General features: G+C 67.8%; 28 protein-coding genes. 18 read left to right on the forward strand and 10 right to left on the reverse strand.

The annotated features are described in order from the left end of the window. Positions 1–178: 178 nt before the first annotated feature. Positions 179–640, forward strand: a complete 462-nt coding sequence (locus ACFWF2_RS01260) for a gamma-glutamylcyclotransferase (RefSeq protein ID WP_189030880.1) — start codon at positions 179–181, stop codon at positions 638–640. Positions 641–760: 120 nt separating this feature from the next. Here ACFWF2_RS01260 and ACFWF2_RS01265 read toward each other — a convergent pair whose 3' ends face one another. The 3 genes from ACFWF2_RS01265 to ACFWF2_RS01275 all read right to left on the reverse strand — a co-directional run bounded on the left by ACFWF2_RS01265 (position 761) and on the right by ACFWF2_RS01275 (position 4,004). After that, the gene (locus ACFWF2_RS01265) at positions 761–1,927 is read right to left on the reverse strand and encodes a M20 family metallopeptidase (protein ID WP_379303641.1); all 1,167 of its coding nucleotides are present in this window, start codon (positions 1,925–1,927) and stop codon (positions 761–763) included. Positions 1,928–2,052: 125 nt separating this feature from the next. Then, positions 2,053–3,255, reverse strand: a complete 1,203-nt coding sequence (locus tag ACFWF2_RS01270; protein WP_379303362.1) for a M20 family metallopeptidase — start codon at positions 3,253–3,255, stop codon at positions 2,053–2,055. 47 nt (positions 3,256–3,302) lie between these two features. Beyond that, the gene (locus ACFWF2_RS01275) at positions 3,303–4,004 is read right to left on the reverse strand and encodes an enoyl-CoA hydratase-related protein (RefSeq protein ID WP_379303364.1); all 702 of its coding nucleotides are present in this window, start codon (positions 4,002–4,004) and stop codon (positions 3,303–3,305) included. A gap of 94 nt (positions 4,005–4,098) precedes the next feature. Between ACFWF2_RS01275 and ACFWF2_RS01280 the strand changes: the two genes are divergently transcribed. Beyond that, positions 4,099–4,878, forward strand: coding sequence for a purine-nucleoside phosphorylase (locus tag ACFWF2_RS01280; protein ID WP_379303366.1), 780 nt, complete (start codon positions 4,099–4,101; stop codon positions 4,876–4,878). Further along, complete coding sequence (locus ACFWF2_RS01285) at positions 4,879–6,387, forward strand: phospho-sugar mutase (RefSeq protein ID WP_379303368.1); 1,509 nt, start codon at positions 4,879–4,881, stop codon at positions 6,385–6,387. A 231-nt stretch (positions 6,388–6,618) separates the two neighbouring features. On the opposite strand, the gene ACFWF2_RS01290 is transcribed toward ACFWF2_RS01285, so the two are convergent. Continuing rightward, on the reverse strand, positions 6,619–7,017 hold the full coding sequence (locus ACFWF2_RS01290) for a DUF4913 domain-containing protein (protein ID WP_379303370.1): 399 nt from the start codon (positions 7,015–7,017) through the stop codon (positions 6,619–6,621). 40 nt (positions 7,018–7,057) lie between these two features. Beyond that, complete coding sequence (gene upp / locus ACFWF2_RS01295; RefSeq protein WP_379303372.1) at positions 7,058–7,681, reverse strand: uracil phosphoribosyltransferase; 624 nt, start codon at positions 7,679–7,681, stop codon at positions 7,058–7,060. A 145-nt stretch (positions 7,682–7,826) separates the two neighbouring features. Here upp and ACFWF2_RS01300 point away from each other — a divergent pair, with 145 nt between their 5' ends. From ACFWF2_RS01300 to ACFWF2_RS01320, 5 genes are read left to right on the forward strand one after another with little or no spacing between them, the layout of a single operon-like run. Then, complete coding sequence (locus tag ACFWF2_RS01300; protein ID WP_379303374.1) at positions 7,827–8,156, forward strand: type VII secretion target; 330 nt, start codon at positions 7,827–7,829, stop codon at positions 8,154–8,156. After that, positions 8,153–9,283 (forward strand): C40 family peptidase, encoded by a 1,131-nt coding sequence (locus tag ACFWF2_RS01305; protein ID WP_379303376.1) that lies wholly within the window; start codon positions 8,153–8,155, stop codon positions 9,281–9,283. The genes ACFWF2_RS01300 and ACFWF2_RS01305 overlap by 4 nt, the downstream gene beginning before the upstream one ends. Then, positions 9,280–9,633, forward strand: a complete 354-nt coding sequence (locus tag ACFWF2_RS01310; protein ID WP_379303377.1) for a hypothetical protein — start codon at positions 9,280–9,282, stop codon at positions 9,631–9,633. The genes ACFWF2_RS01305 and ACFWF2_RS01310 overlap by 4 nt, the downstream gene beginning before the upstream one ends. Further along, a complete protein-coding gene (locus ACFWF2_RS01315) occupies positions 9,630–9,983 on the forward strand; it encodes a YbaB/EbfC family nucleoid-associated protein (RefSeq protein ID WP_379303379.1) in 354 nt (117 codons plus the stop codon). The genes ACFWF2_RS01310 and ACFWF2_RS01315 overlap by 4 nt, the downstream gene beginning before the upstream one ends. Positions 9,984–10,003: 20 nt before the next feature. After that, positions 10,004–11,245, forward strand: coding sequence for a primosomal protein (locus tag ACFWF2_RS01320; protein WP_379303381.1), 1,242 nt, complete (start codon positions 10,004–10,006; stop codon positions 11,243–11,245). A gap of 119 nt (positions 11,246–11,364) precedes the next feature. Here ACFWF2_RS01320 and ACFWF2_RS01325 read toward each other — a convergent pair whose 3' ends face one another. The 3 genes from ACFWF2_RS01325 to ACFWF2_RS01335 form a co-directional block, all read right to left on the reverse strand. Next, a complete protein-coding gene (locus ACFWF2_RS01325) occupies positions 11,365–12,462 on the reverse strand; it encodes an adenosine deaminase (RefSeq protein WP_379303383.1) in 1,098 nt (365 codons plus the stop codon). Positions 12,463–12,773: 311 nt separating this feature from the next. Further along, the gene (locus ACFWF2_RS01330; RefSeq protein WP_379303385.1) at positions 12,774–14,156 is read right to left on the reverse strand and encodes a thymidine phosphorylase; all 1,383 of its coding nucleotides are present in this window, start codon (positions 14,154–14,156) and stop codon (positions 12,774–12,776) included. A gap of 19 nt (positions 14,157–14,175) precedes the next feature. Further along, positions 14,176–14,589 (reverse strand): cytidine deaminase, encoded by a 414-nt coding sequence (locus ACFWF2_RS01335; protein WP_379303387.1) that lies wholly within the window; start codon positions 14,587–14,589, stop codon positions 14,176–14,178. A gap of 290 nt (positions 14,590–14,879) precedes the next feature. Here ACFWF2_RS01335 and sdhC point away from each other — a divergent pair, with 290 nt between their 5' ends. The 4 genes from sdhC to ACFWF2_RS01355 are packed head-to-tail and all read left to right on the forward strand — an operon-like array spanning position 14,880 to position 18,276. Beyond that, on the forward strand, positions 14,880–15,284 hold the full coding sequence (gene sdhC / locus ACFWF2_RS01340) for a succinate dehydrogenase, cytochrome b556 subunit (RefSeq protein ID WP_379303389.1): 405 nt from the start codon (positions 14,880–14,882) through the stop codon (positions 15,282–15,284). 1 nt (position 15,285) lies between these two features. Next, positions 15,286–15,720 carry a succinate dehydrogenase hydrophobic membrane anchor subunit gene (locus ACFWF2_RS01345; protein WP_379303391.1) on the forward strand — a complete coding sequence of 145 codons (435 nt, stop codon included), beginning with the start codon at positions 15,286–15,288 and terminating at the stop codon, positions 15,718–15,720. Positions 15,721–15,736: 16 nt separating this feature from the next. Further along, positions 15,737–17,506 carry a succinate dehydrogenase flavoprotein subunit gene (sdhA, locus tag ACFWF2_RS01350; RefSeq protein WP_379303393.1) on the forward strand — a complete coding sequence of 590 codons (1,770 nt, stop codon included), beginning with the start codon at positions 15,737–15,739 and terminating at the stop codon, positions 17,504–17,506. Continuing rightward, entirely contained in the window at positions 17,506–18,276 is a 771-nt protein-coding gene (locus ACFWF2_RS01355) for a succinate dehydrogenase iron-sulfur subunit (RefSeq protein ID WP_379303395.1), read from the forward strand. The genes sdhA and ACFWF2_RS01355 overlap by 1 nt, the downstream gene beginning before the upstream one ends. An 80-nt stretch (positions 18,277–18,356) precedes the next feature. Here the strand turns inward: ACFWF2_RS01355 and sph are convergent, their stop codons facing one another. Further along, positions 18,357–19,316, reverse strand: a complete 960-nt coding sequence (gene sph, locus ACFWF2_RS01360; protein ID WP_379303397.1) for a sphingomyelin phosphodiesterase — start codon at positions 19,314–19,316, stop codon at positions 18,357–18,359. A 206-nt stretch (positions 19,317–19,522) separates the two neighbouring features. Between sph and ACFWF2_RS01365 the strand changes: the two genes are divergently transcribed. Genes ACFWF2_RS01365 through ACFWF2_RS01375 form a run of 3 tightly spaced genes read left to right on the forward strand, consistent with a single transcriptional unit; the run spans position 19,523 to position 22,004 of the window. Next, the gene (locus tag ACFWF2_RS01365) at positions 19,523–20,950 is read left to right on the forward strand and encodes a serine hydrolase domain-containing protein (RefSeq protein ID WP_379303399.1); all 1,428 of its coding nucleotides are present in this window, start codon (positions 19,523–19,525) and stop codon (positions 20,948–20,950) included. A gap of 11 nt (positions 20,951–20,961) precedes the next feature. Next, the gene (locus ACFWF2_RS01370) at positions 20,962–21,681 is read left to right on the forward strand and encodes a MerR family transcriptional regulator (protein ID WP_379303401.1); all 720 of its coding nucleotides are present in this window, start codon (positions 20,962–20,964) and stop codon (positions 21,679–21,681) included. Positions 21,682–21,713: 32 nt separating this feature from the next. After that, positions 21,714–22,004 (forward strand): hypothetical protein, encoded by a 291-nt coding sequence (locus ACFWF2_RS01375; protein ID WP_379303403.1) that lies wholly within the window; start codon positions 21,714–21,716, stop codon positions 22,002–22,004. A gap of 69 nt (positions 22,005–22,073) precedes the next feature. Here the strand turns inward: ACFWF2_RS01375 and ACFWF2_RS01380 are convergent, their stop codons facing one another. Beyond that, on the reverse strand, positions 22,074–22,964 hold the full coding sequence (locus tag ACFWF2_RS01380; RefSeq protein WP_379303405.1) for a fructosamine kinase family protein: 891 nt from the start codon (positions 22,962–22,964) through the stop codon (positions 22,074–22,076). Between the two features lie 180 nt (positions 22,965–23,144). On the opposite strand from ACFWF2_RS01380, the gene ACFWF2_RS01385 reads away from it, so the two are divergent. The 3 genes from ACFWF2_RS01385 (at position 23,145) to ACFWF2_RS01395 (ending at position 26,390) form a co-directional block, all read left to right on the forward strand. Next, a complete protein-coding gene (locus ACFWF2_RS01385) occupies positions 23,145–24,374 on the forward strand; it encodes a cytochrome P450 (RefSeq protein ID WP_379303407.1) in 1,230 nt (409 codons plus the stop codon). Positions 24,375–24,402: 28 nt separating this feature from the next. Continuing rightward, positions 24,403–25,119: a TetR/AcrR family transcriptional regulator gene (locus ACFWF2_RS01390; RefSeq protein WP_379303409.1), complete on the forward strand. Its 717-nt coding sequence runs from the start codon at positions 24,403–24,405 to the stop codon at positions 25,117–25,119. Between the two features lie 101 nt (positions 25,120–25,220). Then, positions 25,221–26,390: a hypothetical protein gene (locus tag ACFWF2_RS01395; RefSeq protein WP_379303411.1), complete on the forward strand. Its 1,170-nt coding sequence runs from the start codon at positions 25,221–25,223 to the stop codon at positions 26,388–26,390. Position 26,391 lies beyond the last annotated feature (1 nt).

Below are 26,391 nucleotides of genomic sequence, written 5' to 3' on the forward strand. Positions count from 1 at the left end.
CACGTCCCTTGTGAGGACCCGCCCGTACTGTCGCCCCATCCTTTCAGGTGCGCGGTGACAGGCCCGGGCCGGATCGGTGAACATGTTCGGCGTGTTCGGCCACGCCACGACTGTGACCGTCAGCCGATCTGGGTGGGAGACAGGAATTCCGCTGCTGTTATTGGCTACAGTTCGTGAGGTGCCGATCTATGCCGCTTACGGGTCCAACATGGACTCGACGCAGATGCTGGAACGCTGCCCGCATTCGCCCATGTCCGGGACCGGGTGGCTGGAAGGTTGGCGCCTGACCTTCGCCGGTGACGACATCGGCTGGGAAGGGCCGTTGGCCACCGTCGTCGAGGATCCGGGCTCCCGGGTGTTCGTCGTCCTCTACGACGTCTCCCCCGAGGACGAGGAGCGCCTCGACCGATGGGAGGGCTCCGACTTCGGGATCCACAAGAAGATCCGGCTCCGCGTCACCGGCACCCAGGGCGAGTCCCGGCTGGCCTGGCTGTATGTGCTGGACGCCTACGAGGGTGGGCTGCCCTCGGCGCGCTACATCGGTGTCATCGCCGATGCCGCCGAAAAGGCAGGCGCCCCTGAGGATTACGTGCACGCCTTGCGCACCCGAAACAGCAAGAACGTCGGCCCCGGCGCTTAGCAGTCCCGCCTCCCCGCGATTTTGGCCAGACTCGCCAGCCGCTGACGATTCGTCGGCGGCTGGCGGTCGCGAGGTGGGTGGGTTAGCCCGTTCCCGGTGAGTTACCCATGTTCTTCTGTGCTACTTCGCCTGGAGAACGATGTTCGTCAGGGTGCGGACACCCACGGCCAGGGCGCGTTCGTCGATGTCGAACGTGGGCTGGTGCAGGTCGAGTTGGTCGCCGGTGCCCGACCAGACGCCGAGGCGGCCCATCGCACCCGGGACTTCCTCCAGGTACCAGGAGAAGTCCTCGCCGCCGCCGGACTGCGGCGTGTCGGCCAGTGCGTCGGGGCCCATCGCCAGGACGGCGTTCTCGAACAGCAGGGTCGAGGCAGGGTCGTTGACCACCGGCGGGACGCCGCGCTTGTAGTTGAGCTGGTAGCGCACGCCGGTCGGGGCAAGCAGGCCGTCGACGATCTCGCGGACCAGGGGTTCCAGCAGCAGCCAGGTGGCGTGGTCGCCGGTGCGGACGGTGCCGGTGAGCATGCCGGTCTGCGGGATGGCGTTGGGCGCCTTGCCCGCGCTCACCGCGCCCCACACCATCACGGTGCTGGTGCGCGGATCGACCCGGCGGCTCAGCAGACCGGGCAGCCCGGTGATCACGGTGCCGATCGCGTAGACCAGATCGCTGGTCAGGTGCGGGCGCGAGGTGTGCCCGCCGGGCGAGTCGAGCACCAGCTCGACGGTGTCGGCGGCCGAGGTGATCGCGCCGGTCCGCAGCCCGACCTTGCCGACCTCGAGCCGCGGATCGCAGTGCAGCGCGAAGATCCGGTCGACACCCTGCATCGCGCCCGCGGCGACGACGTCGATCGCGCCGCCCGGCATCACCTCCTCGGCGGGCTGGAACACCAGCCGCACGCCGACCGGCAGCGTGTCCTGCGCCTCGGCGAGCGCGAGCCCGGCGCCGAGCAGCACCGTGGTGTGCGCGTCGTGCCCGCAGGCGTGCGAGACGCCCGGCACGGTCGAGGCGAAGCTCAGCCCGGTGAACTCCTGCATGGGCAGCGCGTCCATGTCGGCGCGCAGGGCGATCCGCGGGCCGTCGGACGGGCCGAGGTCGCAGATCAGGCCGGTGCCACCGGGCAGCACCTGCCAGGTCAGCCCGGCCTTGCTCAGCCAGCCCGTGACGAACTCGGTGGTGGCGAACTCCGCGCGCGACAGTTCGGGGTTTGCGTGGATGTGCCTGCGCCATTGCACGAGGTCGGCCGTGTGCTCGGCCAGCCACGCGTCGACGATCTCGGTTCCTGACATGTCGATTCGTCCGGCGTCCGGCATGGTCGGACACGCCGCGTTCTCGCGCATCATCGAGTGGGCGCCCACGCCCACCGATAGCGCCTCGGCGCCTGCGCGCGCGGTGCCCGAATAGCCGGAAATGCTCACCGAATGTCCTCCTGTCGGTCGACCAGCCGTTGCAACAACCTGTCTCTGTGTACTTCATCGCGTGCTATAGCGACAGCGGTACGTGCCAGCGCCAGCGCGCCGTCGAGTACCGCCCGATCCGCCGAGGCGTTCACCGCGGCCGCGGCGAAGTCCGGCTGATGGGTCACCGCGCCACCGGCATCGATGCCGATCACCGGGTGGATACCGGGGATCACATTGGTGACGTTGCCCATGTCGGTGCTCCCGAGTGGACGCAGCACCTCGAGCTCGGGTGCGATCGGCACCCTGCCCAATCCGGTGATCTGCGCGCGGTAGACAGCCGAAAGAACCGGATCGGGGGTGAGCTCGGTATAGGTGGGCGCGAGCGTCCGTATGTCGTGGGTGCAGCCGGTTGCCAGGGCGCCCGCCTCGAAACACGCTTTCGCTCGTCGCATCAGGTCGTCGAGTGACGCGGAATCGGCCGCGCGGAGGTAGTACAGCAACTCCGCCCGTCCGGGCACGATGTTGGGGGCTACGCCACCGTCAGAGACTATACCGTGGAGTTGCTGGCCAGGGCGTAAATGCTGCCGTAGCAAGCCGACGGCAACCTGGGTCAGGGTCACCGCGTCGCCCGCGTTGCGGCCGAGCTCGGGCGCGGCGCTGGCGTGGGCCTCGCGGCCGTGGAAGACGATCGACAGGTCGGCCAGCGCCAGCGAGCGGGCGCCGACGATGTCGGCGGGGCCGGGGTGGACCATCATCGCCATCGCGAGGTCGTCGAAGGCGCCCGCGTCGAGCATCAGCACCTTGCCGCCGCCGCTCTCCTCCGCGGGCGTGCCGAGGACGACGACGGTCAGACCCAGCTCATCGGCGACTTCGGCGAGTCCGATGGCGGCGCCGACCGCGGACGCGGCGATGATGTTGTGCCCGCAGGCGTGCCCGATCTCGGGCAGGGCGTCGTATTCGGCGCAGATACCGACGGTCAGCGGGCCGCTGCCGTAGACGGCGCGAAACGCCGTCGGCAGGCCCGCGATGCCGGGGGTGATGTCGAAACCTCGCTCGACCAGCGGCGCGAGGATCTTGGCGACGCTGCGCGTCTCGGCGAAAGCGAGCTCCGGTTCGGCGTGGATCGCGTGCGAGAGGGCGATCAGCTCCGCCGATGCCGCGTCGATCGCGGCATCGGACGCGGTGGCCGAGAATTCGCCGGTGCGCGAGAGTGCCATACCCCCAGTCTTGCATTCCGGGGTGTCACCGGCGCACCGGCGAGCGGTCAGTTGCCGAAGGGGAGGTTCTCCGGGGTGACGGGGGTGGCCAGCGCGGCGAGGGTCTCGGCGTGCAGCGCGGTCTTGATGATCGGGGTGATCGGCTTGCGCAGGCTCGTCAGGGCGGCGGCGCGCGCGATGGCGGCGGGCAGCACCTCGTCGGCGTCGGCCTTGGCGTCGGCGATGCCCGCGGCGATCGCCTCGTCGGCGCCGAAGCGGTGGCCGGTGGTCATGGCCTGCACGCACACCTGGTTGCTGAGGCGACCCTTGAGCAGCCCGTTCATGCCGATGGTGAAGGGCATGCCCAGGTGCACCTCGGGCAGCGACCAGAAGCCGCGGTCACCGCGCATCACCCGGAAGTCGTGCGAGGAGGCCAGCATCGCGCCCGCGCCGAACGCGTGGCCGTTGACGGCGGCGACCGTCGGCATCGGGAAGGTCAGCAGCCGGGTGTACAGGGTGTGCACGCTGTCCAGGTAACCGTGGATCTTGTCGAGGTTGCCGAACAGCCAGTCGGTGTCGAGGCCATTGCTGTAGAACTTGCCGGTCGCGACGGTGACCAGCGCGGCAGCGCCCTCGGACGCCTCGACCTCGTCGAGTGCGGCGTGGAAGGCATCGATCCAGTCCGGCGAGAAACGGTTCTCGTTGTCGGTCTCACCCTCGTTCCCGAGGTAGAGGACGAACACATCACCGGAGCGCTCCAAATACGGCATGCGGGGAAGAATAACCGCAGCTGGCAGCGTCACCTACTCGCGGGTAGTAACCGCGGACGCGACGCGGGGACGACCGCGGTCATACACTTGCGCCATGCTTGCCGAACAGGCCGCTCAGGCGATCGCCGAACGTACGGGAGTGCCGCGTCATCGCGTGGCGGTGGTGCTGGGATCGGGGTGGCAGGAGGCAGCGGCCGAGATCGGCGCGCCGCATGCCTCGATCGCCATGCCGGAGTTACCCGGATTCGGTAAACCCAGCGCGCAGGGCCACGGTGGGATGGTCCATTCGGTGCCGGTGAACGACAACAACGTGCTGCTGCTGATGGGTCGTCAGCATCTGTACGAGGGCTACACGCCCCAGCAGGTGGTGCACCCGGTGACCGCGGCGATCGCGGCAGGCGCCGAGATCGTGCTGCTCACCAATGCCGCGGGCGGGATCAGGCCCGGTCTGCAGGTCGGTGAGCCGGTGCTCATCGCCGACCATCTCAATCTCACCGCGCGCACGCCGCTGGAAGGCGCCCGATTCGTCGACCTGGTCGACGCCTGGGACCCGGAACTGCGCGCCCTGGCCAGGGAGATCGACCCCAGCTTGACCGAGGGTGTCTACGCGGGCCTGACCGGTCCGCAGTACGAGACGCCCGCCGAGATCCGCATGCTGGCCACGATCGGCGCCGATCTGGTCGGCATGTCGACGGTGCTCGAGGCGATCGAGGCGCGCTCGCGTGGGGCCAGGGTGCTCGGCATCTCGCTGGTCACCAATCTGGCGGCAGGCGTCACCGGTCAGCATCTGTCGCACGCGGAGGTGCTCGCCGAGGGCCAGGCCGCAGCGCCCCGCCTCGGCAAGCTGCTGCGCGGGATCCTGGAGCGCGTGTAGATGCTGCGCTTCGGGACCGCGGGCCTGCGCGGACCACTGCGCGACGGCCCGGACGGCATGAATGTGACCACGGTGTCGCGGGCGACGGCCGGCGTGGCGGCCTGGCTGCGCGAGCGGTGCCTCGGTGGCGGCGCGGTGGTCGTCGGGCGCGACGCCAGGCACGGGTCGGCCGAGTTCGCGACCGCGACCGCCGAGATCTTCACGGCGGCAGGCTTTCCCGTGACGCTGCTGCCCGAGCCGGTGCCGACACCGGTGGTGGCCTTCGCCGTCCGGCAGCTGGGTGCGGTGGCGGGGGTGCAGATCACCGCCTCGCACAATCCGCCCGCCGACAACGGCTACAAGGTGTACCTCGACGGCGGCTCCCAGCTCATCGCACCCGCCGACACCGAGATCGAGCAGTGCATCGACGCGGTCGTCGAACCTGTTGCGCGGGAATCTGTTTCCCCCTCCGGCACAGAACTGGTCGACCGCTACCTCGCGCGGGTCGCCGAGCTGCCCGGCCTCCTCGGTGGCGAGGGCGAGCGGGCCCCGGTGCGCATCGCGCTGACCCCGCTGCACGGCGTCGGTGGCGAGCTCGCGGTGCGGGCGCTGGCCGCGTCCGGATTCACCGACGTGCACGTCGTCGACGAGCAGTTCGCCCCCGACCCCGACTTCCCCACCGTCGCGTTCCCGAACCCCGAGGAGCCCGGCGCCGCCGACCTGCTGCTGGCGCTCGCCGAGCGGGTCGACGCCGATCTCGCGATCGCACTCGATCCCGATGCCGATCGCTGCGCCGTCGGCATCCCCGGCCCGCACGGCTGGCGCATGCTGCGCGGCGACGAAACCGGCGCCCTGCTGGCCGATTACGTCCTGCGCACCGCGACCGCCGACCCCCTGGTGGCCACCACCATCGTCTCCTCGCGCCTGCTCTCGAAGCTGGCCGCGGCCCGATCGGCCCGCTACGCCGAGACCCTCACCGGCTTCAAATGGCTGGCCAGGGCGGGCGATGGCCTCGTCTACGCCTACGAGGAAGCCATCGGCCACTGCGTCGACCCGGCCACGGTCCGCGACAAGGACGGGATCTCCGCCGCGGCGTCGGCCGCCGACCTCGTCGCCCTGCTGAAGGCCGACGGCCGCACCCTGCAACACGAACTCGATTCCTACGCGGTCGAATTCGGCCTGCACGCAGGCGACCAGGTGTCCCTACGCCTCCCCGACCAGGCCGCAGCGAGCACCCTCGCCGCCACCCTGCGCGCGAACCCGCCCAGCGAAATCGCGGGCACCCCGGTGAAATTCACCGACCAGGCCGAGGTCCGCGGCCGCTTGCGCACCGACGCCCTGATCTTCGACGCCGACGACTTCCGCATCGTCGTCCGCCCGTCGGGCACCGAACCAAAACTCAAGTGCTATCTGGAGGTCTTCGCCCCCGTCGCCGATGCCACTGCCCTGTCGCCTGCCAGGGCTGAAGCCACCGCCCGCCTCGCCGACCTGGCTGCGTACTGCCGTTCCCTGGCTACAGTGGCTGGGTGACTGCGCGACACTGCACGCATTGCGGCGGAACGGTTCTACGCCCAGGGATGTTCGAAGGGCCGACGCAGAACGTCTTCCGCGAAACACGCTGGGTGGAGGGCCCGTTCGAACCGGGCCCTTTCGGCGGACGGCGCTCTCGCAATGTGGCACACAACATCGATGTCTTCCGCTGCCTCTCCTGCGATCACCTGGAGCTGTTCGTCAGCCGCGACGACTGATGCGGCGCCCACGTCACCGGGTGCCGGCGATCTTCGGATCATCGAACACTCCCGGATCCTCGGCGATCGGTAGTGGCGAAGTGGGTCGGTGGCCACGCTCGATCGAGCAGTGCCGGAACGGCCCCGACGACGAGAGCAGTACGCGGACATGCGGATCCGCGTGATCGAGGAACCACACGCTGATCCCGAGCCCACCGGCCCGCCGCAGGTCCTCCCATGCGCGCCACAGGGCATCGAGCCGGGCCACGGCACCAGCATGTCGCCACCATTCCGGGCACCAGTGCACCTGCTCGCCCGGCCGGTATCCCACGGTGTCGCCAACCAGCCTGACGAAGTACCCCGCGACCCACTCCATCACGTTGGCGTAGGCCGGGTCGACCGGCTCGTCCCCACTGATGTCCGCACTCCCCATAGAGGCAGAATGACACAGACCCGCCTGTCGGCGACGGGATTCAGCGCGGGCCGAACTGGCGGTCGCCCGCGTCGCCGAGGCCGGGGACGATGTAGGCGTTCTCGTTGAGTTTCTCGTCGATGACGGCGGTGACCAGGCGAACCGGCAGGCCCGAGTCGGCCAGGGCGGCAACGCCTTCGGGGGCGGCGACGACGCAGACCGCGGTGATGTCGGTGGCGCCGCGGGCGACAAGGAGTTCGAGGGTGTAACGCATCGAGCCGCCGGTGGCGAGCATCGGGTCGAGCACGAAGACGGGCAGGCCGGTCAGGTCGGCGGGCAGCGATTCCAGGTAGGGCACGGGCTGGTGGGTCTCCTCGTCGCGGGCGATGCCGACGAAGCCCACCCTGGCCTGGGGCACGAGTTCGGCGGCGGCGTAGACCATCCCGAGGCCGGCGCGCAGCACCGGAACGAGTAGCGGCGGGGCGGCAAGGCGGATGCCCTCGGTGACCGCCACCGGCGTGTCGATCGATTCCCGCACCACCGGCGCGTCACGCAGCGCCTCGTACATGAGAATGCCGGTGAGGTCGCGCAATGCGGTGCGGAAGGCGGCGTTATCGGTGCGGACGTCCCGCATGATGCTCAGCAGGGTCGCGGCGAGTGGATGGTCGACGGTGTCGGTGCGCATGAAAAAACGATAGGGTCGCGAGGCGCTCCGGGGTACGACTGCTGGGGATATTTTTTGCGGTCGTGGGAACCGAATGCGGCCCCGGTGCGTCGAAGCAAGTGAGTGACATACTCTGCCCGGGAACTCGAGGATTGGGGGAAGTTCGATGCGCAAGATGTCGGCCGATGCCGAAGGTATCGTCGCCTATAGCGCGACCGCCGAGGTCATGGCCACCGATTTGGCAACGGCGGCAGCCGGTTCGGTCGCCTCCGATCCCACCCTCCTCGGTCCGATCATGGGCCTGATCGGTGGCGATTTCGTCACCGCCTACGCGGCGGCGCACGCGGGCCATGTGGCCGCGATCGGCCAGCTGTCGGCGGTCATGGCGAGCATGGGCGTGGCCACCGCGAGCGCGGCTACCACCCTCGTCGACACCGACGTCGACAACGCGGCCCCGCTCACTTCGGCCGCCGGCGACATCGGTGTCGAAGCATGATCGACGTCAGCGGATTGGCCCAACCGCTCCTCGACCTGCTGTCCAGCTTCGGCACCGGCGTGCTCGGCACCGGCGGCGCGTCCGACGGACTGCGCTCGACCTCGACCAACCTCGATCAGATCTACGACCTCGGCCGCAACGCCATCAACAACGTGAACACCGCGTGGGACGGCATGGCGGTCGATGCTGCCACCTCCAAGGCGCTGCGCGTGCAGACCTCCTCGGCCTCCCTGTCCGATACGGGCAACGAGATGGCGACGGTGCTCGATCAGGCCGCCGCCTACGTGGAGACCGGGCAGAAGGACCTCGACACCGTCGTGAACTCCTTCCTCAGCGATGTGTCCGCGCTCAGTCCCACCCTCGGCACCCCCGTCGGTCTGGCCGCCGTGGTGAGCTCGGCGATCGACCACATCGGTCAGGGCCTCGGCGTCGTCAGCCGGGTGCAGGACGAGCTGAGCACCCAGACCGCGTCGATCCAGGAACTCACCCCAGCCCCGTCGAGCACCTCGCTGGCGAGCGCGTCCTCGGGCGCGACCAGCCTCGCGTCGTCGGCCTCGAGCCTGCTGTCCGGCACCGGCGGTTCGGTGCTGAGCGCCATCTCCTCCGGCTTGTCGAGCGCACTGAGCAGCACGTCGAGCGGCTCGAAGTCGGGTACCAACGGCACAACCAACAACGGCGGCAAGACCTCGACGGGGTCGTCGTCCGGATCGTCGACAGGGTCCGACGGAACCGGCGTCAAGATCACCCTGCCCGACGGCAGCACCGTCGAAGCGCCCAACGAGGAGGCGGCGACCGCGGTCCGCTCCGCGATCAGCGCGGTCGGCACCCCGTACGTGTGGGGTGGCAACAGCCCAGGCTCCGGCATCGACTGCAGCGGGCTCACGCAATACGCCTACGGCGAGGCCGGGGTCGAGCTGCCCCGGCTCGCGCAGGAACAGCACATCGGACATCCTCAGGTATCCCCCGGTGACCTGATGCCGGGCGATCTGGCCGTGTGGGACGGTCACGTCGCCATGGTGGTCGGCAACGGGCAACTCGTCGAGGCAGGCGACCCGGTCTCGATCAGTGACATCCGAACGGAGAACATTGGCATGGAGTTCTACGGCTTCTACAGGCCCACCGCATGACCGGCACGCCGATCCCCGAGGTTCCCAATGTGGAGTCCGCGGTCAGCACCAACCGGTCGGGCACGATCTCGGTCCGCGCGACCAGCATGGGCCTGCCGATCGCGATCAAGTTCGAGCGCAGCGAATACCAGTACGGTGCGCAGGCGCTCGCCGATGAGATCCTGCGCCTGACCCGACGCTCGACCATCGCGGCCGCGGCCCGCCTGCGGGAGATCTACAGCGAACAGGCGCAGATCCCCGACGAGCTGCTGGACCGGATGAACCTGCCCACCCGGCGCCAGGCGGTCGACGAGCTCGATCGCATCGACGACGCCGACACCGGTCAGACGAGTTGGATGAGGCCACTGTGAGTGCGGAAATGGATGCCCTGGTCGCCGGTGTCACCGGCAAGCTCGAGGCGCTGGAGGCGGCGCTGTACGGGTTGAAGCAGGTCAACGGGCGATTCACCACCGAGGACGGACTGGTCACCGCCGAGGTGAACAGCGACGGCGCACTGGTCGCGTTGTCCCTGGACGAGGGGATCACGGCCCTGGCGCCCGCCGAGGCCGCGCAGCTGATCCTGACGGCGTGCAAACAGGCCACCGAGAGCGCCGGTGCGGCACGTTCCAACATCATTGCGACACTGAACGAATCGCTCACCGGGTCCGCGCCGCAGGGGTCTGAGCAATTAGCACCCGGGCCGGATAGTGCCCGGCGCTGAAGGTCGATAGGCTTCGCGTCATGGCTTCTGGAGACATCGTCCCGATCGAGCTCGGTCTGACCGATGGCGATCTCGTCACCCTGTGGGCACCGCGCTGGCGCGACGGTGACGACGAGTGGGAGGCGTTCCTCGGTCACGAGGACGACCTCTACGGTTTCGAGTCCGTTGCGGAGCTGGCGGCGTTCATCCGCACCAACACCGACAACGACCTCGTCGACCACCCCGCCTGGGCGATCATCGCCGGGCTTTCGGCCGCGGAACTGGAGCCGGAGGAGAACTTCACCTTCGATCTGGTCGCCGTGCCCGAGCTCGCCGCCGGCGATCCTGACGTCGATGTCGTCGGCGAGCTCGAGGACACCCTGGCGATGGTGCGCAACATCGGCGAGGTGTGCGAGCTCGATGTGGTGACCAAGTTCTTCGGGTCAAACCCGGTGCTCGGCGCGCTGGCCAGCGGCGCGAACACGTTCGCGGGCCGCGACGGCGAGGAGCTGTGGGATCAGGTCGGCGCCGCGATCGTCAAGGGCTGGGACGACGTGCTCGACGCGATCGACAGCGTCGTCAGCACGCCCGAGGTCGACGCGGCCGCGATCGCCGTCGCCGAGGCCGAGCTGCTGGCCGCCGAGGAGAACGTGGTCGACGCCGACGACGTCGCCGAGGAGGACGAGGAGTTCGAGAACGTCGACCTCGACGCCGAGGACGACGAAGACGAGGACGAGTCGTTCTGGCACGAGGTCGGCATCGACCCGGTCAAGATCGTCACCTCCGACGGCGAGCAGTACACCCTGCGCTGCTACCTCGACGACGAGCCGATCTTCCTCGGCAACGGCCGCACCATCACCGTGTTCGGTTCGGAGCGCGCGCTGGCCCGCTACCTGGCCGACGATCACGAGCACGAGCTCGCCCGCGTCTCCACCTTCGCCGAGGTGCAGACCGCGGCGGTCGACGGTTCGCTCGAGGTCGAGGTGACCGACGAGAACGTCTACGTGCTCACCGGTCTGGTCGACGATCTCGCCGAGGGCCCGGAAGCGGTCGACGTCGAACAGCTCGACCTGGCCGTCGAACTGTTCAGCGACGCCGCCGACTACGCCGACGACGACAGCGTGGAACAGGCGCTGGCACCGTCGACTCCGCTCGGCTGGTACATCTCCTACCTGCTCAACCCCGACCCGAACCGGATGGCGCCGAACCCGCCGTTCGCCGCCGAGGCACAGCAGTTCCGTGACCTGCAGCGCGCGTTCGAGGCACGGCTCGTCAGCGAATAGCCGTCCCGCCTCTCCGCGATTTCAGGCCAGACTCAGGAGCGTTACCGGTAGCGACGCGGCTTCCGGTAACGCTCCGAGTCATTTCAGCCCGTCCCCGGTGAGTTACCCATGTCCTCGCCTCATCCCAGCAGTACCGCGTACCCCGGCTTGATCACCTCGTCGATGATCTTGAGCCGGTCCGGGAACGGGATGAACGCCGACTTCATGGCGTTGATGGTGAACCGCTCCAGGTCGCTCCAGCCGTAGCCGAAGGTGTCGACCAGTTTGAGCATCTCCTCGCTCATGGTGGTGTCGCTCATCAGCCGGTTGTCGGTGTTGACGGTGACCCGGAAACGCAGGCGGGCGAGCAGGTCGAACGGATGCTTGTCCAGCGAGGGCACAGCGCCGGTCTGCACATTCGACGACGGACACAGTTCCAGCGGAACCCGCATGTCGCGCACATAGTTGGCGACCAGGCCGAGCTGAGCGTCCTCGATATTTCCGGGCACGGTGATGTCGTCGGTGATGCGCACGCCGTGGCCGAGCCGATCGCAGCCGCAGAACGCGAGCGCCTCGTGGATGGAGGGCAGGCCGAACGCCTCGCCCGCGTGAATCGTGAAGTGCGCGTGGTTGGCTCGCAGATACTCGAAGGCATCGAGGTGCCGGGTGGGCGGGAAGCCTGCCTCGGCGCCCGCGATGTCGAAGCCGCCGACGCCACGATCCCGGAACCGCACCGTCAGCTCGGCGATCTCCCTCGACCTGGCCGCATGCCGCATCGCCGTGAGCAGACACGTCACCCGGACGATGTTGCCCTGCTCGGCGGCGATCGCCTCACCCTCGCGGAACCCCTCGATGGTGTGCTCGACGACCTCGTCGAGGGTGAGCCCATTCTCCAGGTGCTGCTCGGGTGCGAACCGCACCTCGGCATAGACCACACCGTCGGCAGCGAGGTCGATCGCGCACTCGCGCGCCACCCGACGCAGCCCCTCCGGGGTCTGCATCACGGCAACCGTGTGGTCGAAGGTTTCCAGATACCGCTCCAGCGATCCGCTGTCGGCGGCGTCGCGGAACCACGCCCCCAAACTCTCGGCGTCGGAAGCGGGTAATTCGTCGTAGCCGCAGTCGGCGGCGAGTTCCAGCACCGTCGCGGGCCGCAGACCACCGTCGAGGTGATCGTGCAGCAAAGCCTTCGGTGCGCGTCGGATCGAAGCAAGGTCAAGGGGCGCCGGTCCAGTCATGTTTAGACGGTAGCGGGGCGCGCCGGTCTCGGCAGCGAACTCGCCCCGTGGCAACCGTCTCGTTGATTATCCGACCCACAACGGACTATTGCGGGCCACGCGCGGTGCACCCGTGCGGCCTCGCACGCGACACTCCGGTGCCGGCCTGCCCACGTCGGATCACACGGTCGGCCACTCCAGCTCGGATACCGGCGGCCTGGCCCGTATCCAGCGGTCGGTGCCCGGCAGTGCGGCGGCGACGCGCGTGCCGCTGTGCAGCACGAGCAATGCCAGCACGAGGGCGCCGCACGGCGGAAAAAAACCCAGGTGCCTCAACCGATCCGGCCGAGGACCAGCTCCCCCTGCTTCCCTTCGGCGCTCGCTTCGACAGTCACCGCGTCCGCGAGCGCGGCCACCGCGCCGTCGAAGGCTTCCGGCGTATCGGTGTGCAGGGTGAGCAGCGGCTGACCGGCGACCACGGCATCGCCCGGTTTGGCGTGCATCTCGATCCCCGCGCCCGCCTGTACCTGTTCGCCCTGCCGGGCACGGCCCGCGCCGAGCCGCCAGGCGGCGATGCCGACACCCATGGCGTCGAGCCGGGTGAGGACGCCGGTGGATTCGGCCCGGACGACCTCGGTGTACCGCGCCACCGGCAGCGGCGCGTCCGGCTCGCCACCCTGTGCCTGGATCATCGCGCGCCAGTGATCCATGGCCCTGCCGTCGGCGAGGGCGTCGGCGGGGTCGATGTCCAGCCCGGCCTGGGCGACCATTTCGCGGGCGAGAGTGAGGGTCAGTTCCACCACGTCGGCCGGTCCCCCACCCGCGAGCACCTCCACCGACTCGGCGACTTCGAGCGCGTTGCCCGCGGTCCGGCCGAGCGGGGTGTCCATCGCGGTGAGCAGCGCGACCGTGTGCACGCCGGCGTCGCGGCCCAGCTTGACCATCGCGGACGCCAGTTCCCGCGCACCGTCGAGGGTCTTGAGGAACGCGCCGGACCCGACCTTCACGTCCAGGACCAGCGCCGCCGTGCCCTCGGCGATCTTCTTGCTCATGATCGAGCTGGCGATCAGCGGAATCGACTCGACCGTGCCCGTGACGTCGCGCAGCGCGTAGAGCCGCTTGTCGGCGGGGGCCAGATCCGCGCCCGCCGCGCACACCACGGCGCCGATCGCCGGGTCGGCCAGGATCTCGCGCATCCTTGGCACCGTGACATCGGCCCGCCAGCCCGGGATCGACTCGAGTTTGTCCAGCGTGCCGCCGGTGTGGCCGAGTCCGCGGCCCGACAGCTGCGGCACCGCCGCCCCGCAGGCCGCCACCAGCGGGGCCAGCGGCAGGGTGATCTTGTCGCCGACGCCGCCGGTCGAATGCTTGTCGACGGTGGGCCGAGGCAGGTCGGTGAAGTCCATCCGGCTGCCGGAGGCGATCATCGCCGCGGTCCAGCGGGCGGTCTCGCGCCGGGTCATCCCCCGCCAGAGGATCGCCATGGCCAGCGCCGACATCTGCTCGTCGGCCACGATCCCCCGCGTGAACCCGTCCACCACCCAATCGATCTGCGCATCCGACAGCTCGCCGCCGTCGCGCTTGACCCTGATGACCGATACCGCGCTGTGGCCGCCTCCCCGCGCCTTCAAGCCAGACCCAGGCACGGGCGGGCTCGCGTCGGCGACTGGCGGCAAGTGCGTGGAGCGTTCGTTCGTCCCCGACGAGTTACCCATGTGCACACTAAATCAGTGGCTACGCGCCTTTGCCAGTCTGACCGGCCGCCAGATCGTCCGGCCCGAACGCATACGGCAGCAGCTCGCTCAGCGCCTTCGGCCCCTCCGCGTGAGCGACGAGCAACTCGCCCCCACCGTGCTCGAACAACAGCTGCCTGCACCGCCCACACGGCATGAGGATTTCCCCTCGGGAATCGGTCACCGAGACCGCAATGAGACGCCCGCCACCGGTTGCGAATAAGTTACCGACGAGTACGCATTCGGCGCACAGGGTTAGCCCATATGAGACATTTTCCACATTGCAACCGCTCACAATTCGACCGGCCGTCGTGAGAGCTGCCGCACCGACCGGGAAACCCGAGTACGGCGCATACGCCAGGCCCATAGCGTGAATTGCCTTGTCATGCAAGGTATTCCAGTCGATTTCGCGCATCGCGAACCTCCAGCCGATCCCGCCGAACGCGTCGGCAATCAGGCCTCCGCACCAGTATCCGGCATCGAGAAAGGTAAACCTAACTCGGCTGATTCGCACGCAACGCGCGGCACGCCGAATTAGTTCCGCGAAACAGAGAGGATTAGAGTCAGCCAAAGATCGGTTCAGGTTCCCGGCGGCGGGCCAGCGCTCGAGAACACAGCGCAGCCACCTGGGCATTTGCCTCTCCACGCACGCCGGCGTCGGATCTGTGACCGGGTCCATCAACGACGTTGGAGGCACCGCACTCTATGACCACGATAGAAGCTCCGGCTCCGGCCCAGCCGAAGCGGAAGAGCCTGTACCGCGGCGACCCCGGCATGTGGTCGTGGGCGCTGCACCGGATCACCGGTGTCACGCTGTTCTTCTTCCTCTTCGTGCATGTACTGGACACAGCGCTGGTCCGGGTCAACCCGGATACCTATGACCACTCCATCGCCATCTACAAGAACCCTGTGGTCGCGTTGATGGAGATGGGGCTCGTCGTCGCGGTCCTGTTCCACGCCCTCAACGGCGTCCGCGTGATCCTGGTCGACTTCTGGTCGCAGGGCCCCCGCTTCCAGAAGCAGATGCTCTGGATCGTGCTGGCCATCTGGGTTCTGGTCTCTGCCGCCGGCATCGGCCGCCAGTTCTTCTACCTGCTGACGGAGCACTGATATGTCTGCACCTGTCCTCGGCAAGTCCTACGATCGCCCCGCCAGCCTCGACGCCCCCCGGTCCCCTCGGGCGAACTCGAACGGCAACTTCGAGAAGTACGCGTGGCTGTTCATGCGCATCTCGGGCCTGTTCCTGATCATCCTGGTGCTCGGCCACATGTTCATCATGCTGATGATCGATGGTGGCGTGAACCGCCTGAACTTCGCGTTCGTGGCCGGTCGCTGGTCCAGCCCGTTCTGGCAGTTCTGGGACCTGTCCATGCTGTGGCTGGCTCAGCTGCACGGCGGCAACGGCCTGCGCACCATCATCGATGACTACTCCCGCAAGGACTCCACCCGATTCTGGCTCAAGACCATCCTGGTGGTCTCGATGATCCTCATCGTGAGCGTCGGCACGTACGTCATCTTCACCTTCGATCCCAACATCACCGGTTAGGAACAGGCCACCTCGCATGAGTGAATCCCGTCCGATTCAGGAGCATCGCTACGACGTCGTCATCGTCGGCGCCGGTGGCGCGGGTATGCGCGCGGCGATCGAGGCAGGCCCCCGGGCTCGCACCGCGGTCCTGACCAAGCTGTACCCGACCCGCAGCCACACCGGCGCTGCCCAGGGTGGCATGTGCGCCGCGCTGGCCAACGTCGAAGAAGACAACTGGGAATGGCACACCTTCGACACCGTCAAGGGTGGTGACTACCTGGTCGACCAGGACGCCGCGGAGATCATGGCCAAGGAGGCCATCGACGCGGTCATGGACCTGGAGAAGATGGGCCTGCCGTTCAACCGCACGCCCGAGGGCAAGATCGACCAGCGTCGTTTCGGTGGCCACACCCGTGACCACGGCAAGGCGCCCGTGCGTCGCGCGTGTTATGCCGCCGACCGCACCGGTCACATGATCCTGCAGACGCTCTACCAGAACTGCGTCAAGCACGACGTCGAGTTCTACAACGAGTTCTACGTGCTCGACCTGGTGATGACCGAGTCCGAGCGTGGCCCCGTCGCCACCGGCGTCGTCGCCTACGAGCTGTCCACCGGCGAGATCCACGTCTTCCACGCGAAGTCGATCGTGTTCGCCACCGGCGGCTCGGGCCGCATGTACAAGACCACCTCGAACGCGCACACGCTGACCGGCGACGGCATGGCGATCGTGTTCCGCAAGGGCCTGCCGCTCGAGGACATGGAGTTCCACCAGTTCCACCCGACAGGCCTCGCCGGCCTCGGCATCCTCATCTCCGAGGCTGTTCGTGGTGAGGGTGGCATCCTGCGCAACGCCTCCGGTGAGCGCTTCATGGAGCGCTACGCCCCCACCATCAAGGACCTCGCACCGCGTGACATCGTCGCCCGCTCGATGGTGCTCGAGGTGCTCGAGGGCCGTGGCGCCGGGCCGAACAAGGACTACGTCTACATCGACGTGACCCACCTCGGCGAGGACGTGCTCGAGGAGAAGCTGCCCGACATCACCGAGTTCGCGCGCACCTACCTGGGCGTCGACCCGGTCAAGGAGCTCGTGCCGGTCATGCCGACCTGCCACTACGTGATGGGCGGTATCCCCACCCGTATCCGTGGCGAGGTGCTGCGCAACAACACCGACGTGGTCCCCGGCCTCTACGCCGCCGGTGAGTGCGCGTGCGTCTCCGTGCACGGCGCCAACCGTCTCGGCACCAACTCGCTGCTGGACATCAACGTGTTCGGCCGGCGCGCGGGTATCGCGGCCGCCGAGTACGCCCAGCGCACCGAGTTCGTCGAGATGCCGGAGAACCCGGCGCAGATGGTGCAGGACTGGCTGTCGCTGATCCTGTCCGACCACGGCAACGAGCGCGTGGCCGACATCCGCACCGAGCTGCAGTATTCGATGGACATGAACGCCGCGGTGTTCCGTACCGAGGACACCCTCAAGCAGGCCCTCACCGACATCCACGCGCTCAAGGAGCGCTACACCCGGATCACGGTGCAGGACAAGGGCAAGCGCTACAACAGCGACCTGCTCGAGGCCGTCGAGCTCGGCTTCCTGCTCGAGCTGGCCGAGGTGACCGTGGTCGGCGCGCTCAACCGCAAGGAATCGCGTGGCGGCCACGCTCGCGACGACTACCCGGACCGCGACGACACGAACTTCATGCGGCACACCATGGCCTACAAGGAGGGTCCGGAGCTCATCTCCGAGATCCGCCTCGACTTCAAGCCGGTGGTGCAGACCCGCTACGAGCCGATGGAGCGTAAGTACTGATGACTGCTGTAGCCGAACCAACCACGCAGAAGCCGGCCCCCGTTCCCGAGGGCTCGGTTATGGTCACCGTCAAGGTGGCCCGGTTCAGCACCGAGAACGACAAGGGCGCGTACTGGGATTCGTTCCAGGTGCCGGTCTTGTCGACCGACCGCTTCCTCAACGTGCTGATCTACATCAAGTCCTACCTGGACGGCACCCTCACCTTCCGGCGCTCCTGCGCCCACGGTGTGTGCGGTTCGGACGCGATGCGGATCAACGGTGTGAACCGGCTGGCCTGCAAGGTGCTGATGAAGGACCTGCTGCCCAAGGGCGACAAGCACCTCACCATGACCGTCGAGCCGATCCGCGGCCTGCCGGTGGAGAAGGACCTCGTCGTCGACATGGAGCCGTTCTTCGACGCCTTCCGTGCCGTCAAGCCGTACCTGATCACCTCGGGTAACGAGCCGACCCGCGAGCGCATCCAGTCCCAGCACGACCGCGCCCGCTTCGACGACACCACCAAGTGCATCCTGTGCGCCTGCTGCACCACCTCCTGCCCCGTGTACTGGAGCGACGGCAGCTACTTCGGCCCGGCCGCGATCGTGAACGCCCACCGCTTCATCTTCGACAGCCGTGACGAAGGCGCCCGCGAGCGCCTCGACATCCTCAACGACGTCGAAGGCGTGTGGCGCTGCCGCACCACCTTCAACTGCACCGACGCGTGCCCCCGCGGCATCGAGGTCACCAAGGCCATCCAGGAAGTCAAGCGGGCCCTCCTCTTCACCCGCTGACCTCCCCCGGTCCCCGAAGGCCGCCTTCATCTTTCGATGGAGGCGGCCTTCGCCGTGTTCTCGGCGTTCGCCCAGGTAACTCAGCCTGCGTAGCCGAAGACCGGGTAGTGGTCGCTGTAGTCGGTATAGGTATATGTCGTGCCTGCGCTGGTGACACTCCAGCTCGGGCTCTTCGCTCGGCGGGTTTCGTTGACGTAGCGGCCGGGGACCGGGTGGCCGTTGATGGGCAGGACGTAGTCGAGGTGCTCGGAGGCGTATTCGGGACTGTATTGGTCGACACAGACAGTGTTGTCGCGGCAGTCCCAGGAGAACGGGTGACCGGAATGCTCGGGGCCGACGGCACCGAGTTCGGCGAGCATGGACGGGTATTCGGCGCTGGATTCGATCACGTTCATATCGCCCGCCACATACACCGGCTCAGTGGCGGGGATACGTTCCGAAGCGAGGAAGGCCTTGATCTGGGCACGCTGTTTGGCCCGCATCTGACCGGGTTGCCCCGAACTGCACCCGTCGTCTTCGGACTGCATGTGCGTGCCGATCACGTGCACCGGACCGCTCGGCGCGGCCAGTTTCACGTAGGCGAAGCCCTTGTTGGAGAACCAGTCCGCGCCGCACGCGTCCTTGTACACGAACTGGACCTTGCGGCTGATCGGCCAGCGGCTGACGATGGCGACACCGCCGTCCTCGGGCGTGGTGGCGGAGTACGACCCCTGGGTGGCATCCCAGCCGGAGCGGGATCGACCGACCACGGGCGTCTGGTTCGGGTAGGTCTGCTTCAGATTGTTCAGCAGCCGGTCGCCACCCTCGTTGTGGAACAGCTCCTGGAGCACCACCACGTCCTGGCCGGCCAGGACGTTCTGCTGGGCAACCAGGTCGGCGCGCTGCTCCTGCCCCCAGTTGGGGTAGAGGGCTTCGGGAAGCATGAACACGTTGTAGGAAGCGATCTTCGGATCGGCTTTCGGCGCCGCGGCCGCGGGTGTGGCGACGTGCAGCAGCGCAGCGGTGCCACACAGGACGGCGAGTACCAAGCGTTTGAACATGAGGCATTTTGATCATGCGATCACTTCACCGGCGAGCGCTCGGCATCCTCGACATCAAAACGTTACATGCAACGTAACTTTGTAATTCCCAATTCAGGGGGTGTTGGTGCGCAGTGCGGACTGACGACACCGAGCGGGGGCCTTCGGCCTTCTCCGGATGGTCGGACTTGACCTTGCCCCCAGGGCAAGGTTCGACGATGGTGCGCATGACCACCACCGCACTGCACACGCTCGAAGCCCAGGTCCGCGAGCAGGTCGCTGCCTATTGCGAGACCAATCAGGTCCCCGGTTTCATCGCGGGCGTCTACCACGCGGGCGCTCAGATCGTCGTCGCGCACGGCACCGCGAATGTCGCCACCGCGATGCCGATGCGGCCGGACACCGGATTCCTGTTCGGCTCTGTCACCAAGGTCCTGACCACCTCGCTGGTCCTGCAGCAGGTGGAACGTGGTCTGCTCGACCTCGATACGCCCGTCGTGAAATACCTGCCCGAATTCGCCGTGACCGTTCCGGGTGCGGCGGACAAAATCCTGGTCAGGCACCTGCTTTCGCACACCAACGGTATCGACGCTGACCTGTACTTCCCCGATGCCGAAGGCCGCGACGCCCTGGCGACCTACGTCGACGGCCTCGCGAACAGCTGCGGCATCCTGTTCGAACCCGGCGAGCAGGTCAGCTACTCGAACGGCGGGATGATCCTCGCGGGCCGCCTGCTGGAAGTGGTGACCGGCGTACCCTTCCCCGAATTGCTGGAGCGTGACATCTACACACCCGTCGGCATGCGGGACTCCAGTACCTCGGCCGAGCAGGCCATCCTGCGCAACACCGCGGTCGGCCACTTCCCCGATCTCGAGACCAACGCCGCCGTGCCGACCCGCATGTTCACGCTGCCCGACACCTGGGGACCGGCAGGCGGCACCCCGATCGGCACCATCCCCGACCTGCTCGCCTTCGGACGCACCCACCTCGCCGGTGGCGTCTCCCCCGCCGGGGTACGGGTCCTCACTGCCGAGTCGACCGCGCTGATGCAGCAGGTCACCCAGGACATGGACAGCCCGAATGTGCCGCCGATCGGCATGGGCTGGGTGCTGTACCCGTTCGGCGACACGACCGTCCTCGCGATGTCGGGCGCCTCGCCCGGCGGAGTGTCGATCCTGTGTGTCGTACCCGAACATGACCTGGTCTTCGCGGCCTTCGGCAACACTCCGGGGGCGATCATGCTGCAGGATCAGCTCCTGCAGTGGATTGTTCGCGAGCACCTCGGTGTCGCGATCCCCGCGCTGATCACCGAATCGGCGGCGGAGATCGATCTGACCCCCTATGTGGGCACCTACCGCTCCGAACAGCTCCGCATCGACGTGACCATCGTCGACGGTCAGCTCGAGGAACGAATGACCTACGAACCAGCCGACGAATCGCAGGAGCGGATCTTCACCGCGTTCGCCGGCGGCATGACCTCCGCGCCGCCGCAGCGCTATGTCCCGGTCCGGCCGGGCCTCTTCGCGCCCGCCGGGTACCCGCCTGCGGCGTTCGATGGATATCTGCGACTGTTGCTCGTCTCCTACCACGACATCCACGACGGCCGGGCTCGCTTCCACAACGCTGGTGGACGGCTGACCAGGCAGGCCGAGTGAGAATGACGACCATGCTCACGATAGGCCAGCTCGCGGATTATGCCGGAGTGACCACCAAAGCGATTCGCCATTATCACGAACGTGGCCTGCTCGCCGAGCCCGATCGTGACTCGTCCGGTTACCGCCGCTACACCGCCCGAGACGCAATCCGGTTGGTCAAGATCAGAACGCTCACCGGTGCCGGGATCCCGCTGGCTCGCGTCGAGGATCTTCTCGACGCCGACGCGGACGTGCTCGCCGCTGCCATCGCCGAGATCGATCACGACCTGCGCGAACGCATGGCGCAGCTGCAGCGAACCCGAGATCAACTCGCCCAGTTGCACGGAGGTGACCTCCTCTTCGTCTCCGCCGATGTCGCGGACTATCTCGCCGAACTGCGCGACATCGGTGTCAGCGAACGTCACATCCGGATGGAACGGGAGGGATGGATCCTCATGCACACGGCGTCACCCGAGGATGCGGCGATGTGGATCGCCGAAAAGCGCGAGTTCATGGGCAATCCCGAGTTCCGCGCGCTCTGTCTCGAGCACGACGCCGCCTTCGACTGGTCGGTCGACGATCCACGCCTGATCGCCCTGGCGGCCCGCACCCGCAGCTGGTTCGCCAGCTACCACGGCCGATCCGAGGCGGGCCCCGTCCACAATCCGGCAATCGCCCGGCTTGCCGCACAGTCCCAGCCCGGCGCCTCGTCGCCGGCATGGGACCGTCTCGCGCTACTCACTCAGGGCTAACCCACCAACCACACCCACGAGATAGGAAACTCATGCCCGCAGTTCGTGTACACCACTACTCCGTCGATCCGGCAGACCTGGAGCAGTTGCTGGCGCAACGAACCCAGCTGATCGGCGGAATCCGCGCCGGCTTCCCCGGCTTGGTCGAGACCCGCCTGATCCGCCTCGAAGACGGCACCTACCAGGACGTGTGGCGATGGGAAACGGCAGAACAACTCGCCGCCGCCGTCGCCGCATCGTCACACTTCCCGCCTGTCGCAGCCACTTTGGCACTCACCAGCGCGGGCACGGTCCAGAACGGCGAGCTCATCGACGAGCAGTAGCGGTCGCCGGACAGCGAAGGCCGCCCCATCGAAAGATGAAGGCGGCCTTCGCTGTTCATGCGGCTACACCTAGCCATAGCGCGATGCGGCTGCCAGGACGGCTGAGCGGTAGGCGCGGCCGAAGAGGATGGCGTGGGCGAGGAGCAGGGTCAGGTTGTGGAGGGGGATGCGGGATTGCCAGTCGGGGGCGAGGGGGTGGATGTCGTTGTAGGCGGCGATGATTCGGGGGAAGTGGGGGGCGGCGCCGAAGAGGGTGAGGGTGGCGAGGTCGGTTTCGCGGTGGCCGCCGTGGGTGGCGGGGTCGATCAGCCAGGGGGTGTCGGCGGGGCCCCAGAGGACGTTGCCGGGCCAGAGGTCGCCGTGGATGCGGGACGGGGGTTCGGGTGGGGCTTCGATGTGGATCGATTCGACGGTGGCGGCGTCGGCGGGGTCGAGGGCGCCCGCGTCGACGGCGAGTTTCAGGTACGGCAGGATGCGGTGCTCGCGGTACCAGGTCGGCCAGTCATCGCCGGGAGTGTTGTCCAGGGGTAGGCCGCCGAGGAAGCCGTCGGTGGTGGCGCCGAAGGCCGGGGCGCCCGCTCGGTGGGTGTGCGCCAGTGCCGCGCCGAATCGTTCGGCGGCCGCGCGACTCGGGTCGGCGTGGTCGATCCACTCCATCAGCAGGAGCTCTTCGGTGACCGCGTAGACCTCGGGCACCGCGACACCGCCCGCCTCGCGCAGCCAGCGCAAACCCTGCGCCTCTGCCGCGAAGAGACCGGCGGGCGCAGCCGTGGACTCAACCGTCGGCGCGGCGGAAGCGCCACCCGGCCAGGTCTTGAGGAACAGGTGCGTCCCGTCGTCGAGCACGATCCGCTCGGCGACACAGATCGAGCCACCCGTGACAGGTGTCGTGCGCAGCCGCTGATGCGCGAGAAAGGTCGGCAGCAGATCCGGGTGCGCTCGCAGAAACGGCAGGTCCACGCGGCCATCTTGCCCATCCGGCGGCGAGCACGGTCGGCGAACCGCCCGAATGCCGCGACCACTTTTTGTAAACAGGTATTACTAAACACTGTTCATAAACCCGGTCGGCGTGGTCTCATGGTCTCGGAACGTGTTCTACATCACCTGCGAGAGCGGCGTGACGGACCGGAGGAGACACCCGTGATCAGCCCCAACATCCCGGCAGGATTCGATTTCACCGACCCAGACCTGCTGGCCACCCGATTGCCGATCGAGGAGTTCGCCGAGTTGCGGCGGACAGCGCCGGTCTGGTGGTGCGCGCAGCCGGACCGGGCCAGCGGGTTCGACGACGGTGGCTACTGGGTGGTGTCCAAGCTGGCCGACATCAAGGAGATCTCGAAGAATCCCGACGACTTCTCCTCGCACGAGAACACCGCCATCATCCGGTTCAACGAGGAAACCACCCGCGAGCAGATCGACATGCTCGGCAACATGCTGATGCTGAACCTGGATCCGCCGCAGCACACCAAGATCCGGCGGATCGTGTCCAAGGGATTCACGCCGCGCTCGGTGGAGAATCTGCGGGCGGCGCTCACCGAGCGGGCCGAGCGGATCGTGTGGGAGGCCAAGAAGACGGGGCGGGGTGACTTCGTCGAGCAGGTCGCGTGCGAACTGCCGCTGCAGGCCATCGCCGAGCTGATCGGCGTGCCGCAGGAAGACCGGATGAAGCTGTTCGACTGGACCAACCAGATGATCTCCTACGACGATCCGGAGTTCGAGGGCAATCACCACACCGCGACGGCCGAGGTCATGGGCTACGCCTGGAACATGGCCGAGCAGCGGCGCGGGTGTCCCGCGTCCGACATCGTCACCCAGCTGGTCAACGCCGATGTCGACGGCGAGCACCTCGGCTCGGACGAGTTCGCGTTCTTCGTCATCCTGCTCGCGGTCGCGGGCAACGAGACCACCCGCAACTCGATCACCCACGGCATGAAGGCCTTCGTCGACAACCCCGACCAGTGGGAGCTCTACAAGGAGCAGCGCCCGCGCACCGCACCGGACGAGATCGTGCGCTGGGCGACACCGGTGACCGCGTTCCAGCGCACCGCCACCCGCGACCTGGAACTCGGCGGTCAGCAGATCAAGAAGGGCCAGCGGATCGGATTGTTCTACAGCTCGGCCAATTTCGACGAGGAAGCCTTCGCCAACCCCTTCGAATTCGATGTGCTGCGCAACCCCAACCCGCACGTCGGCTTCGGCGGCACCGGCACGCACTACTGTGTCGGCGCCAATCTCGCCCGCCTCGAGATCGACCTGATGTTCAATGCCATCGCCGACGCGATGCCGAATCTGCGCCAGGTCGCCGATCCGGTGCGGCTGCGCAGCGGCTGGCTCAACGGCATCAAGCGCTGGGAAGTCGAATACGCTTGAACCGAGACGTGATCGAGGGGGTGGCCGGGTGACGGGCAAGGCGCGTGGCCGTGCGCCGGTGGTGACCGATGCCGATATCCGGCGGGTCTCGCGGGCGCTGCTGGCCGAGCAGGGTCCGGACGCGGTCACTCTGCGGGCGATCGCCCGCGAACTCGGGGTCACCGCGCCCGCGCTGTACCGGCACTACGCCTCGCGCGACGAGTTGATCGAACGGATGCGGGTGGAGTTCTGCGCCGATCTGGCCGAGTACCTCTCGGCCGAGATCGAACCGCTGCCCGACGACGGCGCGGTGCAGTTCCTGGCCATCTGCCGGGGGTTCCGGCGGTGGGCGCTGGCGAATCCCAGGGAATTCACCCTGGTGTTCGCCTCGCCCACCTCGGGCCGGTCGATGATGCGCCGCTTCGACGAGCCCTTCGGCCGGATCTTCCTCGCCGCCGCGGGCAGGCTGCTGGCCGGCTTCGAGATCGCGACCCCGCCGGGCGAGACCATCCCCGCCGAACTCCGCGACGACCTCATCGGTTTCCAGACCGAACTGCTCGCCATGCTCTCGGAGTCCGGGCAGAAGTTCCCGGCCGAGAAGCTGGATCTCGGCGTCACGTACCTGATGGTGCAGATCTGGGCCCGGCTGTTCGGCCATGTCACCCTCGAGGTCTTCGGCAACTACCCCATCCCCCTGGCCGACCCGGAAGTCATGTTCGACGCCATGCTCGCCGACTTGGCCCGCACCACCGGTTTCGCCGGCTGAAAAGTCCTGGTCGCGAGTTCGATCGCCACGGACGTCTCGACTCTGTCGGTGCGGTGGGTCAAGATCGAGCGGTAACCGAGAGGGACGGGGAGTGACTGGCGATGGAGCGCGAGCAGTTCGTGCAGACCGTGATGACGAGTGTGCGGGCCCACGGGGTCGGTGATGCCGAATACTCCGCCGACGAGTTCAGCGTGCATCACAGCGACGGACGGGTTATCTACCTGGACAACATCTTTCGCGAGTGCCAGCACCTGGACGCCGAGGAGAGCGGCGAACGGATCACCGCGTTCGTCGCGGCGATGACCAGTTCGGACGAGGTGCCGGAGGACTGGGATTCGGTCCGGCCGATGCTGCGCTCGGTGCTGCGGCCGGTGACGCTCGGCCAGGACGGACCGCGGCCGCTGCATCGGGCGGCGTTCCCGTTCATCGACGAGGTGGTCGTCGTCGATCTGCCACGGACCCGGTCGTTCGTCTGCGTCGACCAGCCCGCGACATGGGGTGTCACCGCCGAGCAGGTGTTCGCCGAAGCGCGGAACAATCTGGCGGCGCTGTCGCAGCCCGGCTCGCCCGACGACCTGCAGATCCTGCGGTTCGTCGACGACGGGGATTCCTACTTCGCCTCGTGGCTGCTGGTGCCCGGCTGGCTGGCCGGATACGCGGGCGGAGAGTTTCGCCCGGTCGCCTTCATCGCCGAAAACGATTCGCTGCTGGTCGTTCCCGACGATCCGGAGCTGCTGGTCGAGGTGTTCGAGATGGTGGAGCAGCAGTACCGCGACGCCGCGCGCCCGGTGTCGCCGCAGGCGTACACGGTGAACGAGGACGGCGCGGTCGTCCCGTTCGACGAGGCGGGCGAGCACCCGTCGATGCCGCTGGCGCTGCGGGCCCGCGCAGGCCTGGCCGCGACCGAGTACAGCATCCAGACCGACTACCTCAACAACACCTTCGAAGAATTCCTGGAACTGCCCGACTTCGACATCGACCCCGCCTACGCGGCCACCGTCAACTACGAGGAATCCACCGACGGCGCCTTCACCTCGGTCGTCTGGGGCGAGGGCGTCGAATACCTGCTCCCCGAAACCGATGTCGTCCGCTTCCTGCGTCGCGACGACAACAACGAAGTCGAACTCCTGTGCACCGTCCCCTTCCCCACCGTCGTGGAAATCCTCGGCCTCACCCCTCTCCCCACCCTCGAGCCCACCCGCTTCGAAGCCCGCCACTGGCCCGACTCCACCGCTATCGCCCGCCTCGTCGCCGCCGACATCGAACAGTAGG

This window comes from Nocardia sp. NPDC060259 (assembly GCF_042728775.1).
In the GTDB taxonomy this organism is placed as follows: Bacteria; Actinomycetota; Actinomycetes; order Mycobacteriales; family Mycobacteriaceae; genus Nocardia.

Coding starts and splice junctions, on each gene's coding strand:
- ACFWF2_RS01265 (WP_379303641.1), bottom strand. CDS start 1,927: ATGTCAGGAACCGAGATCGTCGACGCGTGGCTGGCCGAGCACACGGCC.
- ACFWF2_RS01270 (WP_379303362.1), bottom strand. CDS start 3,255: ATGGCACTCTCGCGCACCGGCGAATTCTCGGCCACCGCGTCCGATGCC.
- ACFWF2_RS01275 (WP_379303364.1), bottom strand. CDS start 4,004: ATGCCGTATTTGGAGCGCTCCGGTGATGTGTTCGTCCTCTACCTCGGG.
- ACFWF2_RS01280 (WP_379303366.1), top strand. CDS start 4,099: ATGCTTGCCGAACAGGCCGCTCAGGCGATCGCCGAACGTACGGGAGTG.
- ACFWF2_RS01285 (WP_379303368.1), top strand. CDS start 4,879: ATGCTGCGCTTCGGGACCGCGGGCCTGCGCGGACCACTGCGCGACGGC.
- ACFWF2_RS01290 (WP_379303370.1), bottom strand. CDS start 7,017: ATGGGGAGTGCGGACATCAGTGGGGACGAGCCGGTCGACCCGGCCTAC.
- upp (WP_379303372.1), bottom strand. CDS start 7,681: ATGCGCACCGACACCGTCGACCATCCACTCGCCGCGACCCTGCTGAGC.
- ACFWF2_RS01300 (WP_379303374.1), top strand. CDS start 7,827: ATGCGCAAGATGTCGGCCGATGCCGAAGGTATCGTCGCCTATAGCGCG.
- ACFWF2_RS01305 (WP_379303376.1), top strand. CDS start 8,153: ATGATCGACGTCAGCGGATTGGCCCAACCGCTCCTCGACCTGCTGTCC.
- ACFWF2_RS01310 (WP_379303377.1), top strand. CDS start 9,280: ATGACCGGCACGCCGATCCCCGAGGTTCCCAATGTGGAGTCCGCGGTC.
- ACFWF2_RS01320 (WP_379303381.1), top strand. CDS start 10,004: ATGGCTTCTGGAGACATCGTCCCGATCGAGCTCGGTCTGACCGATGGC.
- ACFWF2_RS01325 (WP_379303383.1), bottom strand. CDS start 12,462: ATGACTGGACCGGCGCCCCTTGACCTTGCTTCGATCCGACGCGCACCG.
- ACFWF2_RS01330 (WP_379303385.1), bottom strand. CDS start 14,156: ATGGGTAACTCGTCGGGGACGAACGAACGCTCCACGCACTTGCCGCCA.
- ACFWF2_RS01335 (WP_379303387.1), bottom strand. CDS start 14,589: ATGCGCGAAATCGACTGGAATACCTTGCATGACAAGGCAATTCACGCT.
- sdhC (WP_379303389.1), top strand. CDS start 14,880: ATGACCACGATAGAAGCTCCGGCTCCGGCCCAGCCGAAGCGGAAGAGC.
- ACFWF2_RS01345 (WP_379303391.1), top strand. CDS start 15,286: ATGTCTGCACCTGTCCTCGGCAAGTCCTACGATCGCCCCGCCAGCCTC.
- sdhA (WP_379303393.1), top strand. CDS start 15,737: ATGAGTGAATCCCGTCCGATTCAGGAGCATCGCTACGACGTCGTCATC.
- ACFWF2_RS01355 (WP_379303395.1), top strand. CDS start 17,506: ATGACTGCTGTAGCCGAACCAACCACGCAGAAGCCGGCCCCCGTTCCC.
- sph (WP_379303397.1), bottom strand. CDS start 19,316: ATGTTCAAACGCTTGGTACTCGCCGTCCTGTGTGGCACCGCTGCGCTG.
- ACFWF2_RS01365 (WP_379303399.1), top strand. CDS start 19,523: ATGACCACCACCGCACTGCACACGCTCGAAGCCCAGGTCCGCGAGCAG.
- ACFWF2_RS01370 (WP_379303401.1), top strand. CDS start 20,962: ATGCTCACGATAGGCCAGCTCGCGGATTATGCCGGAGTGACCACCAAA.
- ACFWF2_RS01375 (WP_379303403.1), top strand. CDS start 21,714: ATGCCCGCAGTTCGTGTACACCACTACTCCGTCGATCCGGCAGACCTG.
- ACFWF2_RS01395 (WP_379303411.1), top strand. CDS start 25,221: ATGGAGCGCGAGCAGTTCGTGCAGACCGTGATGACGAGTGTGCGGGCC.